Below are 14206 nucleotides of genomic sequence, written 5' to 3'. Positions count from 1 at the left end.
CTGTTTTAAGCATCCAAATACTTCTTAAATGCTGACTGCATCTCTTTGATGAATTGATTAGTATCCAAGAAGTAGTTTGGATAAGCTTTTTTAATCGCCTTTAAATCCCCCACAGATACCAATACAACATCTACATCTGGATTACCTTTAACTTTAGCCTCAAGTGATGCATAAAAAGTCTTGGCTAAGTCTTCTTGATTTTTGGAAAAAGGCATTACATCCACCTTCCAAGCTTCTTCGTCTCTATATAACCTTAAAATATGATATGCATACTTACTATTAGAGGTTGACTCAATGTGCTTAGCTGTAATTGCAATTCCCTTGAGCTTCTTGAAGATTTGCAGCTTTTCTTCAATTTCTTTTGCTTGATGCGCAATCTCATTTGGGGTGAGTTCTGCAAATTCCAGTAGCATCGGTGTTTGCTCTTTTATTGAAAATAGTGCGCTGCTCAACTTAAAAAAATGCTTATGATCTTCAGAGCCAAAACCAGACTTTATAGATGCTTTTTCAATTACCCCAAGAGTCTCTACAGCTGTTGCCCATGAGTGCTGTAATTTAGTCCTTATTTGCAACTCAATACTTAAGCCATCCAGCTCTGTGTGATCTCTACTCTTGTAAATAAATATCTGATGCAGGCTACGATAACCATCAGGCTTTGGTTTTAGAATATAATCATCACAAGGTAGTTTTGGCTCATGGCTAAATCTTTTGTTTATGTGGATCAAGTCATTGTGCAGTCGATAAACATCCTGAATGCTAGGCAAAATCACCCTTAACCCACCAATGTCCTGCATTCGAGCCAAATTCATTCCAGGATATCGCTTCAATTTAGAGACAATTGATGGCAATCGCTTAAGTCTTTGCGCCACAGTTGAGTCTTTAAATTTCAACTCACCACATCTTCTTCTCAAGGTTTTTTGAAAAGTATCAATTGGGTATGTATGTAAAGAACGCCATGCGGTTAGCACTTTAAAGGCTTCTATTTTTTCAGCTTCACTAGCTTCTGAGCTGATTAAAGTATTGCCCGCTCGTCTTAAGACATTTGTACCCGGTACAACTATTTTTTCTGAGCCACTCATAACCAATACCTAGTATTTGATTTAGCTATGAGATTATCATATTTTTTAATTTGGTGTTTTCAATTTTTAATAAATTTATGTTTTTCTTCGTAAATTTAAGGATAATTTATTTAGTATAAAAACATAAAAAATAAAAAAAAAGAAGAAACTAACTTACGCTGATTTCTCACCCATCCTTTTAAACACCCCATCCAAAAACTTGTTATCCATCATCACAATGCAATCTACAAAAATATGAAGCTGACAAGGTGCTTCATAAATCTGTAGATACTGAGCAATTGCACTCATATCAATAGGTAATGGTGTGCCTTGTTCATAGTTTCTTGATCGAGCAATGATGTTGAAAGCATTTAAAATGAGATTTGCTGTATAAGAATATTCAGGCTTAGTGATTGGATCAGGTAAAGGCTGCCCTAAAGCTTCAGCGATTGCCTTCCGCTTTAGGTTATCCTCGTTGGCTTCTTCTTCACTTTCGTACTGAATCCAGTCATAAAGACTTAAGACTTTCCCAGTGTTTCATCTCGATGCTTGTCAGCCTCAAATTGAATCAACTCAGATTGCGTTTTAACAAAAGCCCAAATTTGTGGACCAATATCACCCAAGTTAAAAAGCTTCATAGCATTTTCAGCTGAATAAGGCACTTCAATAACTTCGTCATTTTCTTTAAGTGCTACGCCTTTCCAATCTTCAATGAGATGACATGCAGCAGCATCAAGATGAAGCTCATGAAGTAATCGATCACTAGCACTCGCCTTGGTGACATCAAAACCCTTTGAAGATACCTGATTGTGCGCACGCTCAATTGCAACCTGATAAGCAGGATATGCAGCACCACGAATCTTGAATTCAGCTAAAACATTACCTTTAGCATCTTTATATTCTTTCCATAAAGACACATTTTTACTTTCTTTAATCTCAACAACTAAAGCCATATAGACCTCAAAAATAATACCGCCCGAAGGCGGTGTGAATTATGCTTTTGGAGTGCGAACAAGAGTCGGTGCTTGCTCAACGGTTTTGTATTCAAAAGTAGTGGAAATCTGATCAGTTTTAGACCCAGTTGCCAGTGGTGCTGTTAACTCGGCTTTTGGAATAGTGAGCGTGTAAGCGTTACCATCAGCATCAGTAATTGGGATAACAATGGTGACTGGGGTGTTTGCAAATTGCTTTTCATACATTTCAGCAGCTTTAGCACTCCATGCTACTGTTAGATTTCCTAAGCCTTTTGCGCCTGTTTCAATGAGGCTTTCAATTGTTAAGCCTGAGCCTAAACAATCTTGCGGTGTGATGCCATTTTCCCATTTAAACGAGAATGCAGACACACACGCCACACCTTTTGTAGATACACCATCAATCAGGATTTCACCCACTGACACATTGGATAATTTTTTGTTTGTTGAAGCGGCTGTTACTGATCCTGCTGGCAATGTGTTCGATGGGGTACGCTTTTTGCCCATGAATCCAAAGCTAAATTTGATCATGCCCTTAGCTGGAATATCGATGCCGAACGTATTTACGTGCATACCTGCAAACGTGTGGTAATTCGCAATATCGGAATAACCCCACAGAATACTGAACGACTGTCGAAGAATTCCGCCGAATGTTAGTGTATTCGTAGCCCAGTTATTAAATGCTGCGGCTGCAATTAAATCATCAAACGCTCCATATCGAGCCTCAACGTTAATATCACCATCATAAGTTGCGCCAACCACAGCAGAGGCTTCATCCAGTCTTGAATCTACAACGGATTGAGATTCTTCTTTCTCTGCTGTTTGATTTAATGAGCAGTCAATAAATGGCAGGGTTTGTCTTGCAAAAGGTGTTGGCGTTGTGCCATTGACTGTTTCTTTGGCAATTTGAAGTATTTGTTTAGCACCACTAGACATGGCAATCTCCTAATTTTAGGCGTAAAAAAACCGCCATGTAGGCGGTGGAATAAAGTGTTCAAGCTAATTCACTCGGAACTCAGCTCTAATAATTCGACCCAAGAAATTAGGGTCATCGATACGTGCTGGTGCGTGGACTGTATGAATCTCCAGATCGTCTTCACTAAATGACTGCAAGAGTAGCAACCACTCATCACATAGATTCAATAGTGGTAGAGTTCCTGAACTAAGTGGTGCAAAACACTGAATCTGAATTAATCCGTTATGTCTAACCAGTGGGTTGTCAGCAAGTTCAGCCACCAAGCTATTCGCATAATCTATATACACTTTGCACCACAATTTATTTTTAGGCGGTGTGTGTGGTGGTGAATTTTCATATACAACATCAATATCGGGCTGACCTGTTTCAACTTTACCCAAAGGCTCAGTTTGACCAATCAGGTGAATATCAGCACCTGCCATGTATTTACTTCGATCAATAAATTGACCTATTCGAGTGTAAATCACACGCTCAGCTTGGCTTAGTGTCATCATTTTACATTTCTCATATTCATGAATGCGATTGAGTAAACACCTTTGGATGCTTGATCAGACCATCCATTTTCAAGCCTTACCGCGTAAGGCGCATTGTTTTGAATATACAACTTATCACCGAGCTTAAATTTCACAATTTTGGCGCTTTCTTTGGCTATCGTGCTTTGACCACCCAAATCTTTAAGGTTTTCATCAAATGTGTGGTCTTCCTCATTGATTGAAATTAGATGATTGCCGCGATATGCACCATCCATAATGGGCGATCCAACCACAACCGATTGTAGACCAACACCTGCAATCTTCTTCACATGCTCTTCGCTTTCTTCAATTACATCTAAAGCAAATTGTGTGGGCTTATAACCTTTCCAGCTCATAATATTCACCTCACACAGGGATACCAATCACCATAATCCTAACCTCTACACCCGCATCACCAGCTTGAAGACCAGCACCACCGACAATCGAGATACCACCCTTGATATTAGAGAAACGAATAGTTTTTTGATTTGCTGTGATTTCATAACAACCCATCAAATGAGTAGCGTTGATTGTCCCGACAGGATTAATCGTCATCGCCAAAGGTAGAATAATTTGGCTAAAAATCGCTGGTGACGACTCATTGCCATCAACCGTCACATGAACTACCAGGTTGTTAGGCGATGATTCTGGCGTCCTTACAGATTTAGACCAGACCACAACCCCGTTTATGTTTTGATTAGGGAAAGCATTACCATCAATAAATTTTGTAATTGGTAGAGCGTCAGCAAGCAAATATTGACCATGAGGGTTAATTTGACTAGTGTGCTCTCTCATCACACTGTTTGCAGTTCCACGATCTTCAGCACCAATCTGTTGAAGTGTGATGTTGCCTTCACCTATCAAATCCACGTTGTTTAAAGTTTTGATATCTCGGATTGCTCGAGAGTAATCTACAAATATTTTTCGAGCATTCGGATCCCAAACAAAATCATCTGAAAGATCGTTTACACCAATTAGAAATTTATGGACTGTCAATAGGGAACCCCCTTAAGACTTCTTCACCACCCAAAGTCCGAAGTACAACAGTAGCCATTTCGCGAATAATTGCTCGAACTTCATCTTCAGTTGTGAAATTGCTTAGATCAACTCGCCACTCAACACCGTTAGTATCAGTTGTTACTAATACCTGACCATCAAGCACCATTCCATTCGTGTGAATATCAACAATGAATGACGTCATATCGATTTCAGATACAACACCCAATTCATTCTGATAAGTGATATAGCGCTTACCATCTTCAATTCGGGTGTTAAGCACAGTGATTGATTCATTCGCTTTCACAGCTTCAATGAATTCTTGTGATGATGTCTTTAGCCCTAATGCACCATTTACTTTTCGCTCAATGGTTGAGTTATCAACTTTAGGTTGAATTTTGTTATTTACATCAAGCTCAAAGCTGTTTCCAAAGTCACTAGGCGCAACAAAATCAATCACCGTTCTCATAAATATTCCCTGCGATATCTCTAAATACCAATTTGTTTTCTTCAAGCCGTTCATCAATACGTTGATCGACTTCTTCGGGTGTTAAACCGGGATCACCTTTAGGTCCTTGCGCCCCTGTTCGAGCCAAAGTCACATTCTTAATTGGTCGTTCTAGTTGGATTTGCTTAGCATTGGTTTTTGAGACTGAGATGACTTTATTTGTTGTAATCTTCTGAACAACTTTCTTTTTAACCAAGTTACTCATGGCTTAGCCTTTTTAGAAACTGAACGTCCAACCTTAAAAAGACTGACGCCTGTACGTGGCAGTGAGTGCGACTCACCACCCGGATAAGTGATTCTTAAATCCCATTCAAACGTGCCGATCTGCCAATCATCAGTCACACCAAGATCAATAATAATGTCACCGTCAGCAGTACCAGTTACTGCAGGTTCTGCAATGACTTCACCTTTAGTTGTTCTGATTTGGCAAATGATTTCCGCATTAGATAAGTCGTAAGGTTGATTATTTTCATCTGTATATTCAAAGATGATTGGCTCACTATCGCCTTGTTTAATCTCATGATCGATTAAGTTGTTGTGGTCTCTAATCATTCAGTCACCTTGCGAATCTGCACAAGCCATGTTGCATCCGCAGCATCAGGCGAAACGTTTATCACCCTAAAATCACCTTTAGGAGTGTCCCAAATATCACCAATTTTAGGTTCTGCTGTAACTTCGTTCTGCAACACAATTGATTTGCAATCATCAACTAGGTAGTCAGAAGGCTTTGACAAATCCTTCAGGTAATTGCCAAACAATACACCTCGACCTGTGTAAGTCTCAGTTTCTTGGTTTTCATATTGACCAGTAATTGGATTCCATCGACCACTTGAAATAACCCTTGTGCATGAAAAAGGGTGAGTTGCATCGATTAATTTGCTATCTAATGCTTTGGTGAGCTTGGATTGAATTTTGTTTTTAATCATGACCCAAACTCCAATCATATAGATAAAATAGATCTTGCGTGATGCGCTGAATTGAATACGCCTCAAACTCTACACTTGGGCATTCTTCGCCCATTCTCTTTTTAAGTTCTTGCCAAATATGCACTGCTTCGTGTGTTAGAAGACTGTGAATCTGATTTATTGTCCAATCGGTCTGGTTGCTAATTTGCACTATTGCAGAATCATCTGGTAAGAAATTTACTCTTGCGCTTGCACCACCCTCAAGAAACTCAAATAGTTTCGGCTTACATGTCATCTTTAACAGCAATTTGTCAAGCTGCTCTTGATTTGTGACTAGCGTGTAGCGCATGTGTTGAAACGGCGTCTCGTGCCAAGCTGGTAGGCGTAATTTTTTGGTCATCGATACACCTCAAAACTAAAGCCATTCGACTTATTCTGATTCTCAAGATCAACTGATTGAATCAATGCTTTGGCAATTTGCTCATATCGAGTTACAACAACCGAACCCTCGGCAAATGTTTCACTCACCGACACACCGTTGGCGTTAACCGTTTCGCTTACCGTTTGACGATCTACACCGACAAATAGCGCTTCATCAATGATGCCGCGAACAATTTCAGCAGCAGCTAAAGTAAGATTCTCATCAATTGATTCAGGCACAAAACCAATCTGATTTTTCACCCAAGCATTAGCAAGAATCAAGGTTTGAGCTTTATCACTGGAGATTTCAAACGGTGTTCCAATGATATGAAGCGCTTGTTGTTCTGTAATAAAGCTCATGTTTCACCTATTTTTTCTTTGCTTCTTTGGGTGGAGGTGCATCTGTATTTTCAGACAGCAAATCACCAGTTGTACCTGCATTTTTAATAGCAACAAATTCAGCTTGGGATGCAGCTAACTGCTCTTCGAGTTCTTTTACTTTTAGAGCTAAAGCATCACGCTCATTTTTAATGCCTTCAATTTCAGCTTTTAAGGCTTCATTTTCAGCAACAACTTTTTCGCATTCAGCTTTAGCATCATCGATTGTTTTTTGAAGTTCGGGTGCGATTTCAACACTTAATTGACCAGTGATTTTGTTCACTTTGGGTAATTCACGCACCTCGACATCAATACTTAGCGACTCGTAATCAGCTTTAATTTTCGGGTAATCGCCATAAATAATTACTGCTTCAGCAGATGGGTTTGGTTTATCGTAGTAGTCTGGATTCTGAAATGACCCCAACTCATCAATACCTGAGCTTTTTTTTGCATAGATAATTTTCAATTCTGTCTCCAAAAAGAAAGAGGGCCTAAGCCCTCCTTTATGGTGTACCTGACAAATCAAGCAATGTGCCAGCTGTCATCTTGTTGCTTGTAGCATGTTTAATCCAGTTAGCATCAGCACCCAATAGCGCCAATGTTGGGTTGGATCCTTTCGAGGAATCCCATGAATAACCCATGATATCTAAATTAAAAACACCTTCTGCACGCATACCTATTGCAAGGTTCTCCTCATCATTGATGTCGTAGGCACGGAAACCAGGTGCTTGCGATTCAGTCACCGTCAATGCGCCAGCTTGCAGACCAAAGGCATCATTGTCACCAACCAAGTCAGTCACCAAAACTGGTTTACCTAACGTTCCAGGTACCCCACCATAAATAACAATCTCAGATTCACCATAAACCTGATTTGTAAGAGCCTCATCCACAATATCGAAATACGTATCAGAGTTCATAACCCAGAGTGAAATGCGTCCAAACTTATCACCAAATTTACGCATACCTCGAGTTAAAGCTTTGCGACCATCAACAGCAATACTTCCAGCCGCAATCATGTCAGGATTGCTGCTAATTGCTGCCTTTAAAGCGGTCAAACCGTATTGAAGACGCCCAGCAACCAATGCGTCAGCAAGGTCTTGACCAACGATTTCAGCGAACTCTGCTGGTGAGCGTGCACGACGCTTAAAAGCCTCTTCAGTTGAAGCATATGGACCATATTTAAATGGAATTTTTACACCTACTGATTCACCAGCACCAATCTTCTTCGGTGTAACTTTTGCCTGCGAGTTAACGTCACGATGCTCGATACTTCCGCCAACGCGATAAAACGACTCTTGTTTAAAGTCACCTTGAATTATTTCATTCACATAGCGGATTGCACCGTTTGATGCTTGGTTAAATACATTAAGATTGTCTTGTAGGCGCTCTAGGTATGCTGTTTGCGCTAATTGGTTGTAGACAATCATGTCACTATTAACTGTAGTCGTCATTTCGACTCCTTATTTTGGAAGTTTTAAATATGATTCCTGACCATGCTGACGAATGTAATCTGCTTTAGCATCAGCATTCATCTCACTGCGTTTAAAGCCAGAATTTGAACCACCACCACCCTGATAACCACCGCCTTGAGCTTGATTACCCTTTAGAATTGAATCCTTGAATGGACATCCACCAATCAAAGTTTCTAAAGCTTCATCAAAATCGGCAACTTCACCTGGTCGTGAGCGTGAGTAAATTTTTTGACCGTCAGCACCGTAAGCCACAACTTTTCCATCTTCGATTTTAAAGTTTTTGCCGAAAGTGGCTTGAACCATCTCTCGTGGCGCTGCAATTTTTTCTTCTATGAACTTAGAACGTAAGAATCCACCACCGATTAGCTCTTCGTAATAATCGTTTTCGACTTTTTCCAACTTTTGAACCACTGGAGCGTATTTTTCTTCAACAGCCTTGATTGCTTCAGCTTTGATTTTTTCGACTTCACCTGCATCCACAAGTTTTTTGTCATCAAAATTTTTCAAAGTTTCTAAAGCTTTTTTTGCAGCTGCTGGATCTTCAATACCTTCAAAGTTTTTAAGTTGAGCAAGCGCCTGTTCTTTTGCTTCACGATGTGTTTTTGCTTCCGCATTTAGTGAGCTGATTTTTTGCATAGCTGAGCCAGCATCAAACCCCACTTCTTTACCATCGTCATGCACAAAGATTGGTAAGCCTTGTCCATCTACTTCTGCATACGTTTTGCTATCGATTTGTGTCGTTTTAAGTTTCATTGGTATCCACCATAATTTTGAGCATCCGCTCGGTTGCGCCCTATTCATCCGAATTTCAGGCAATAAAAAAGCACCCGAAGGTGCATGTTGAGAATTTCGTTTGTTTAATCTGTTGTCATAGACTTAAGCCGCATTCAATACTCGGTTAAAAGTTTCCCTATCCATTTCTTCAAGCTCAGCCAATGTGTAACCACGCTTATTTAATGGGTCGGCAAACTTCTCAATTGGGAATTTACCCTGCTTGTAAAGTAAGTAATTAGATTTGCCCAGCCATTTACGTTGGAAGAACTCATCTTGGTTAGCGAACCATTCGGGATAGGTGGTATTTGCATCCACTTGACCAATAATGCCATCTCGTTGATCTTTCGGAATATCTTTAACTTTTCGCTCATCTGCAACAAAAGGACGCTTTCCGAAAATCTTGCCTTCAGCATCACAACCAACATAAGTGGTTCTATTATTAGGGTGAACAGGAAATCTAGGCCGTTTTGGATCATCAATTGCAAACACTTTGCCATCAATTGATGCGCAATACTTGCATGTCCTACCATCCAATGTGGAGACAACTCTTACATGTGTGTATTCAAGGGCTTTATATGTATCAATATATGCTGCATTCGACACATGACTTCGAGCTGTTCTTACCTGTCTTTCAATGCTTGATCGAGATGTGTGAAGCACACCATCTTTATAATCTAAAGACTTTCGACCTTTGATTCGCTGAACAATCTGCTGATTGGTTTGACCTTGCGAAATACCATCACGAATAATGAATTCAACTTTCTTTCTTAGTGAATCCGCAATATCGGCAAATAGATAATCAACTAAAGCACCGCCAGCAAAGGGAATTTCTTTAGCCCTACTTAAAACCTCAGCGCCTTTTACAACTGCTGCTGTTTCGCCTGCAATTTTGGCAACGTAAGATGCTTCGTAAATTGCTAGTTCTAATGCTGTTTTATTAAATTGCCCACTTAGGTCAACATCGATGGATTTAAACCACTCATTTAGAATGGTTTTAATTTCCTCAATGTTCTTTGAAGCCTTCGCTTTACTCGCAAAATTAAGCGATTTCAGCGCGTTTCGTTCTGAATCTGATAAATCCTCAAGCAACTCTGCCAAACGCTGTAATTTCGCATTTGAGAGAGAATTAAAGTGCTTGATTAATTCATTTACTGATTGTGATGAAGCTCGGTATAGATAAGCGTTGTGTTGACTCAACGCATTGACCAAGGCTTTTTGCGTTGAGATGTTCATATGTTACCTGTTAAACATTTAAAACCATAAATTTTTGTAAATAATTAACAAAAGCGTTAGCAAACTTAGAACTTTCTATATCTGCTTGTTTAATTTCAGACAATATTTTATTTAATTCTGTGTCATTTCTAACACCTGATTGAATGAAGTTGTGATGATCAACATTAAGACTATATTGCTTTTTAAAAGCCTCGAGGTAATCACCAAGATTTTTTATTTGATTATTTAAGTCTGTCTTAAACTTTATAGATTCTTCATCCTGCTCTGCAAGTTGATCTTTTAATTCTCTTAACTTGGCTAAAATAATATTAAAGCCTAAATTAAAAACTGCAATATCTACATTTTTGGCAGATGGATACAAACTTAAATAAGGAATTATTTCAATAAGTTTAAATTTAATTTCACTACTTACCCTTTCATTTTTTAATGCGCGATGCTGCAGTCTCCAATCACTATATAACGTCGCTGCTATAGCTGGAGCCAAGAAATAAGCCGTTAAAGTAATTGTGTTGTTAAAAATGCTATAAGCCTTTTTGGGGTCAAAATAAGGCCCATCAGATTTAACACATACACCAACAATAAAATGTAGGATTGAGAATATTACAACAATCCATATCCATTTATAATTTTCTATCTTTTTTTGAATATCACTCATAAATCCCCCTATTTTTAGAGGGATATTACATAAAATCCTTCAGACTTAACACTACTCTTGATACGAGCCATCCACCCCATCCTCTCTAGCCTCAATCTGCTTCACTACATCTTCCCATTTAGAATCTGTGAAAGTGCCTGTTTGCTCATAGTGGTACCAAACAAACCATGGCATCGAGCCATTTAAGCAAGCCTCATAGATCAAGCGCGACCGAACAGGATCATATTTCGGTTTATTAAAGTCTTGAGCAATCGAATAACTTAGTTCTTCGGTTGTGAAATCTTGACTAGGCATTGCAAATTTTGCACACCAACGCAAAGCATTAGTGAAAGCTTCAGACACGTTTGCAACCACAAGCGACAAAACCGAATGTTGAATCGAGTTTTCATTATCTGCTTGGGTTGCTGTCTTATTTGCTGAACCAACCTCAATAAGCCTTGCGCCAAGCTCTTTCATCTGATCCCACTTATCTTGCATGCGCTTGTAAGCTAGACCATTTTCATCAGCTTGGATGAATTTACCATCGGTTGGGATTCCAGACCGACTACCCACTTGAGCGCCCGACTCTTTTACCATTGCATATTGTTCAGGTGTGATGCTTGGAAAACACAAAGTAGGCTGACCAACAATAAAAGCTGATTCCTCAACATCTGCTGAACTACGATAATACGATAACTCTAACTCAGCCAATCCGTACAAAGGTGGCATTTGAATCTCATCAGAGTTATCTACGGCACCACAAAAAGTGAATGGAATGTAATCCCAAGTTTTTCCACTAAAGTCAGTCGGAGTCGACTCACTAAATAAATACCACTTCCCTTTATCATCTTGCTTATAAACCTCAATAACGTAGGTTAATAAACCATTGATGACTTTAAGCCACAAGCAGCGATATTGCTTAGTTTCAGAGGTTTCAAACCCATTCCGCTCTTTGACTGTCTCAAGTATCTTGACGTAGCTTAATTTTCGTTGATTACCAATCACAATGTGATCCCAATCTTCAATCAAGCCCGCCTCAATCACATGAATCATTGGAAAAGCGTTTTTAGATTTATCCTCTTTTAGAGTGCGACTCGGTGTGGTTGCTGGATAGTCAACGTAAATACCGCAACGATAATTTCTCTCCACCAACCGTGTTGCACGCTGAGATACTTGCCAAATTGAACGCCCTGCACCATCTGCATTTCGCTCTAAATACGCAAGCTCATCAGGGCGATTAAATACAGGTGTCTTGCCAAATGCCAATCCAATGTGATTTGACAGTGTTACAGAAGTTACGCTTGGAAAGATTGCTCGAGCCTTGTATTCCTTGTAACGCTCTTCACCAGTCTCATCATTCTTAGATTTGAAAAGCGTTGGTAATGGCAAATAAGTTTTACCAGCTTTCTTAATTACCTCAGGACCTTTGCAAACATCATCCAACTTTTTCCAAGTTTTTTCATGTTCTAGAAAGTCGGCATGTTTGCTTGTGATACTCATAATTAAAATCCGAAAATTGGTAGGTCGATTGATGTGACTTGAGGTGCTTCATTTAATTCATTGAATCCATCGCTCAAACCATCTACTTGGTCGTCATGAACACCATTCGGGAACACTCGAAGCTCCTTAATAAGTTCCCTATTCCAATCACCGCGAAGCATCTTCACATTGCCCACATTCACTTGTGCTGCAAAAGGTTGTGCTCTTGTCACTTTGTCGCCCGAAACTGTTTCAGCTTTTACATTAAATCCTGACAACATCGTGACGAAGTTTTTAGCTTGAGCCTTACCTGCTTGTCCTGGATCTTGCGGTAGGCGAATCATGACTTTTTTACCATCCATTTGAGCAGTTTGTTTGATCGTGTTTTCAACACCATCAGGACCCCAACGACCACGCACCATATCGACAATGTAAATTGTGTTATTTGTGGTTTTTAGCATTCTAGGTCCAGCAGTCCAGTCACCTTCGTTTTCAGAGGCTGCTAAATCCCATGCTCGTATTTCTTTGACAATATCAGGTGGTAATGCATCAACAATTTCAATTCGATCAGGTTTAAAAAAACCTCCAGCTGGAGGTGAAGGTAATTGGCGATACTGCCCCGAAAAAACATAGGGTGCCGCATCTTCCATCTGTTTTAAGCGCTCAATGCTGTGTTTCTCAGGCCATAAAGCCGTTCCATCATCTTGAATTGCAGACAAACATAGATGTTCCCATTCTTCACCATTACCACCATCTAAAAGCCAACCAGACAAATCATGCTCATGAAGCCTTTGCATAATCACAATGATTGGGGTTTCAGGTGAGTTTGTTCGAGACTCTAATGTGTTCTGAAACCACTCAATGACGTTGTTTCGGATTGTCTCAGAGCTTGCTTCTGCTGCTTTATGTGGGTCATCAATGATAATTGCCCCACCAAAACCTGATCGAATCTTACCAGCACCAAAACCCGTAATTGTTCCACCTGTACCTTGTGCATAACACACACCACCGGCAACAGTTCGCCAGTCATCTTTAGCCTTACTGTCTTCACGTAGCGCAAGATCAGGAAATACACGCTTAAATGACGGCTCTAATACCAAGTTTCTCGTTTGCGAAGCATTGTTTGCCGCTAAAGTCGCTGAATAACTAATGTGAATAAATTCCGAATCTGGAACTTTTCCAAAACACCAAGCCATAAAATTAATTACAGCAATTTCAGTCTTTGAATAACGTGGTGGAATATTAATTATGAGTCGCTTCGTTTCACCTTTGAAAACCTTCATTAGCGCATCACAAAGCACTCGATGATGCCAGTTGTGCATCCATTTATATTTTCGACGCTCTTTAAACATGTAGCGCGTAAAAAAATATAAATCTTCTTGTGCTTCAATCTGTATTGCTAATTCTCTCGCTGGATCAATATTCATTAATAACTTGCTCCCGAGCTTTTAAATAGCTTTCGGTAGGCACGTTCTGATTAATTGTTTCTATAGGCTTACCATCTTTACCAGTGATTTCTTGGCGGTTGGTGTATTGATTACCTTCTTCTTTTGCAGCTTGCTCCAAAATCTTTAAAAGCATCACTGTGTTTTTAGAATTACGGGTAGCCAAGTTTTGATACATCTGCAAACGAACTGCTTTGTTGGCAATTGGAATATTTTGAGGTTTCTCTAGGAAATCTTTACGAGTCAATTCAAATTCTTTTTTCAGATCTTCACTTAGGTTTTGACCTGATCTCTTTGTCGGATCGTATGATTCACATTGCTGCAAAGATAATTCAAGTCCCTCGAATTCTTGTTTGATGAGTTCTGCAGTTTCCTTGGGTGTATTAAACACAGCAAGGGAGCGAACTATAAACAGTTTTTGCTCCTTATTTAGTCTTGCCATAAT

General features: G+C 39.6%; 20 protein-coding genes. All 20 read right to left on the bottom strand.

Annotation, left to right across the window (positions count from 1 at the left end):
* Nucleotides 1-5: 5 nt before the first annotated feature.
* Complete coding sequence (locus AC1M9B_RS03475) at nucleotides 6-1079, bottom strand: RelA/SpoT domain-containing protein (RefSeq protein ID WP_481608588.1); 1074 nt, start codon at nucleotides 1077-1079, stop codon at nucleotides 6-8.
* Nucleotides 1080-1576: 497 nt separating this feature from the next.
* Entirely contained in the window at nucleotides 1577-2011 is a 435-nt protein-coding gene (locus tag AC1M9B_RS03470) for a hypothetical protein (protein WP_481608587.1), read from the bottom strand.
* A 39-nt stretch (nucleotides 2012-2050) separates the two neighbouring features.
* Nucleotides 2051-2965, bottom strand: coding sequence for a phage tail tube protein (locus AC1M9B_RS03465; protein WP_481608586.1), 915 nt, complete (start codon nucleotides 2963-2965; stop codon nucleotides 2051-2053).
* 63 nt (nucleotides 2966-3028) lie between these two features.
* Nucleotides 3029-3499: a hypothetical protein gene (locus AC1M9B_RS03460; protein WP_481608585.1), complete on the bottom strand. Its 471-nt coding sequence runs from the start codon at nucleotides 3497-3499 to the stop codon at nucleotides 3029-3031.
* A complete protein-coding gene (locus AC1M9B_RS03455) occupies nucleotides 3496-3873 on the bottom strand; it encodes a hypothetical protein (protein WP_481608584.1) in 378 nt (125 codons plus the stop codon). The genes AC1M9B_RS03460 and AC1M9B_RS03455 overlap by 4 nt, the downstream gene beginning before the upstream one ends.
* 10 nt (nucleotides 3874-3883) lie before the next feature.
* Nucleotides 3884-4513: a hypothetical protein gene (locus AC1M9B_RS03450; protein WP_481608583.1), complete on the bottom strand. Its 630-nt coding sequence runs from the start codon at nucleotides 4511-4513 to the stop codon at nucleotides 3884-3886.
* Nucleotides 4500-4982 (bottom strand): hypothetical protein, encoded by a 483-nt coding sequence (locus AC1M9B_RS03445; RefSeq protein ID WP_481608582.1) that lies wholly within the window; start codon nucleotides 4980-4982, stop codon nucleotides 4500-4502. The genes AC1M9B_RS03450 and AC1M9B_RS03445 overlap by 14 nt, the downstream gene beginning before the upstream one ends.
* A complete protein-coding gene (locus AC1M9B_RS03440) occupies nucleotides 4966-5226 on the bottom strand; it encodes a hypothetical protein (RefSeq protein ID WP_481608581.1) in 261 nt (86 codons plus the stop codon). Before AC1M9B_RS03440 ends, AC1M9B_RS03445 begins: the two co-directional genes overlap by 17 nt.
* Nucleotides 5223-5573 (bottom strand): hypothetical protein, encoded by a 351-nt coding sequence (locus AC1M9B_RS03435; RefSeq protein WP_481608580.1) that lies wholly within the window; start codon nucleotides 5571-5573, stop codon nucleotides 5223-5225. The genes AC1M9B_RS03440 and AC1M9B_RS03435 overlap by 4 nt, the downstream gene beginning before the upstream one ends.
* Entirely contained in the window at nucleotides 5570-5947 is a 378-nt protein-coding gene (locus AC1M9B_RS03430) for a hypothetical protein (RefSeq protein WP_481608579.1), read from the bottom strand. The genes AC1M9B_RS03435 and AC1M9B_RS03430 overlap by 4 nt, the downstream gene beginning before the upstream one ends.
* Nucleotides 5940-6326, bottom strand: coding sequence for a hypothetical protein (locus AC1M9B_RS03425; protein WP_481608578.1), 387 nt, complete (start codon nucleotides 6324-6326; stop codon nucleotides 5940-5942). Before AC1M9B_RS03425 ends, AC1M9B_RS03430 begins: the two co-directional genes overlap by 8 nt.
* Entirely contained in the window at nucleotides 6323-6706 is a 384-nt protein-coding gene (locus AC1M9B_RS03420) for a hypothetical protein (RefSeq protein WP_481608577.1), read from the bottom strand. Before AC1M9B_RS03420 ends, AC1M9B_RS03425 begins: the two co-directional genes overlap by 4 nt.
* 7 nt (nucleotides 6707-6713) lie before the next feature.
* On the bottom strand, nucleotides 6714-7190 hold the full coding sequence (locus AC1M9B_RS03415; protein ID WP_481608576.1) for a hypothetical protein: 477 nt from the start codon (nucleotides 7188-7190) through the stop codon (nucleotides 6714-6716).
* 37 nt (nucleotides 7191-7227) lie between these two features.
* Nucleotides 7228-8175, bottom strand: coding sequence for a major capsid protein (locus tag AC1M9B_RS03410; protein ID WP_481608575.1), 948 nt, complete (start codon nucleotides 8173-8175; stop codon nucleotides 7228-7230).
* 9 nt (nucleotides 8176-8184) lie between these two features.
* Nucleotides 8185-8949 (bottom strand): DUF6651 domain-containing protein, encoded by a 765-nt coding sequence (locus tag AC1M9B_RS03405; RefSeq protein WP_481608574.1) that lies wholly within the window; start codon nucleotides 8947-8949, stop codon nucleotides 8185-8187.
* Between the two features lie 123 nt (nucleotides 8950-9072).
* Entirely contained in the window at nucleotides 9073-10203 is a 1131-nt protein-coding gene (locus AC1M9B_RS03400) for a minor capsid protein (RefSeq protein WP_481608573.1), read from the bottom strand.
* A 10-nt stretch (nucleotides 10204-10213) separates the two neighbouring features.
* A complete protein-coding gene (locus AC1M9B_RS03395; RefSeq protein ID WP_481608572.1) occupies nucleotides 10214-10858 on the bottom strand; it encodes a hypothetical protein in 645 nt (214 codons plus the stop codon).
* 51 nt (nucleotides 10859-10909) lie between these two features.
* Complete coding sequence (locus AC1M9B_RS03390) at nucleotides 10910-12337, bottom strand: DUF4055 domain-containing protein (RefSeq protein ID WP_481608571.1); 1428 nt, start codon at nucleotides 12335-12337, stop codon at nucleotides 10910-10912.
* A gap of 2 nt (nucleotides 12338-12339) precedes the next feature.
* Entirely contained in the window at nucleotides 12340-13743 is a 1404-nt protein-coding gene (gene terL, locus AC1M9B_RS03385; RefSeq protein ID WP_481587454.1) for a phage terminase large subunit, read from the bottom strand.
* Nucleotides 13733-14203 (bottom strand): DUF2280 domain-containing protein, encoded by a 471-nt coding sequence (locus AC1M9B_RS03380; RefSeq protein ID WP_481608570.1) that lies wholly within the window; start codon nucleotides 14201-14203, stop codon nucleotides 13733-13735. Before AC1M9B_RS03380 ends, terL begins: the two co-directional genes overlap by 11 nt.
* Nucleotides 14204-14206 lie beyond the last annotated feature (3 nt).

It is taken from the genome of Acinetobacter sp. ANC_7513, assembly GCF_056779915.1.
The sequence above is the reverse complement of the archived record's forward strand: the minus strand, read 5'-3'. Positions and strand labels throughout refer to the sequence as shown.

What these genes read in the sequence shown, in the direction of transcription:
- AC1M9B_RS03475 (WP_481608588.1), bottom strand. Translation starts at nt 1,079, where the DNA reads ATGAGTGGCTCAGAAAAAATAGTTGTACCGGGTACAAATGTCTTAAGA.
- AC1M9B_RS03470 (WP_481608587.1), bottom strand. Translation starts at nt 2,011, where the DNA reads ATGGCTTTAGTTGTTGAGATTAAAGAAAGTAAAAATGTGTCTTTATGG.
- AC1M9B_RS03465 (WP_481608586.1), bottom strand. Translation starts at nt 2,965, where the DNA reads ATGTCTAGTGGTGCTAAACAAATACTTCAAATTGCCAAAGAAACAGTC.
- AC1M9B_RS03460 (WP_481608585.1), bottom strand. Translation starts at nt 3,499, where the DNA reads ATGATGACACTAAGCCAAGCTGAGCGTGTGATTTACACTCGAATAGGT.
- AC1M9B_RS03455 (WP_481608584.1), bottom strand. Translation starts at nt 3,873, where the DNA reads ATGAGCTGGAAAGGTTATAAGCCCACACAATTTGCTTTAGATGTAATT.
- AC1M9B_RS03445 (WP_481608582.1), bottom strand. Translation starts at nt 4,982, where the DNA reads ATGAGAACGGTGATTGATTTTGTTGCGCCTAGTGACTTTGGAAACAGC.
- AC1M9B_RS03440 (WP_481608581.1), bottom strand. Translation starts at nt 5,226, where the DNA reads ATGAGTAACTTGGTTAAAAAGAAAGTTGTTCAGAAGATTACAACAAAT.
- AC1M9B_RS03435 (WP_481608580.1), bottom strand. Translation starts at nt 5,573, where the DNA reads ATGATTAGAGACCACAACAACTTAATCGATCATGAGATTAAACAAGGC.
- AC1M9B_RS03430 (WP_481608579.1), bottom strand. Translation starts at nt 5,947, where the DNA reads ATGATTAAAAACAAAATTCAATCCAAGCTCACCAAAGCATTAGATAGC.
- AC1M9B_RS03425 (WP_481608578.1), bottom strand. Translation starts at nt 6,326, where the DNA reads ATGACCAAAAAATTACGCCTACCAGCTTGGCACGAGACGCCGTTTCAA.
- AC1M9B_RS03420 (WP_481608577.1), bottom strand. Translation starts at nt 6,706, where the DNA reads ATGAGCTTTATTACAGAACAACAAGCGCTTCATATCATTGGAACACCG.
- AC1M9B_RS03410 (WP_481608575.1), bottom strand. Translation starts at nt 8,175, where the DNA reads ATGACGACTACAGTTAATAGTGACATGATTGTCTACAACCAATTAGCG.
- AC1M9B_RS03405 (WP_481608574.1), bottom strand. Translation starts at nt 8,949, where the DNA reads ATGAAACTTAAAACGACACAAATCGATAGCAAAACGTATGCAGAAGTA.
- AC1M9B_RS03400 (WP_481608573.1), bottom strand. Translation starts at nt 10,203, where the DNA reads ATGAACATCTCAACGCAAAAAGCCTTGGTCAATGCGTTGAGTCAACAC.
- AC1M9B_RS03395 (WP_481608572.1), bottom strand. Translation starts at nt 10,858, where the DNA reads ATGAGTGATATTCAAAAAAAGATAGAAAATTATAAATGGATATGGATT.
- AC1M9B_RS03390 (WP_481608571.1), bottom strand. Translation starts at nt 12,337, where the DNA reads ATGAGTATCACAAGCAAACATGCCGACTTTCTAGAACATGAAAAAACT.
- terL (WP_481587454.1), bottom strand. Translation starts at nt 13,743, where the DNA reads ATGAATATTGATCCAGCGAGAGAATTAGCAATACAGATTGAAGCACAA.
- AC1M9B_RS03380 (WP_481608570.1), bottom strand. Translation starts at nt 14,203, where the DNA reads ATGGCAAGACTAAATAAGGAGCAAAAACTGTTTATAGTTCGCTCCCTT.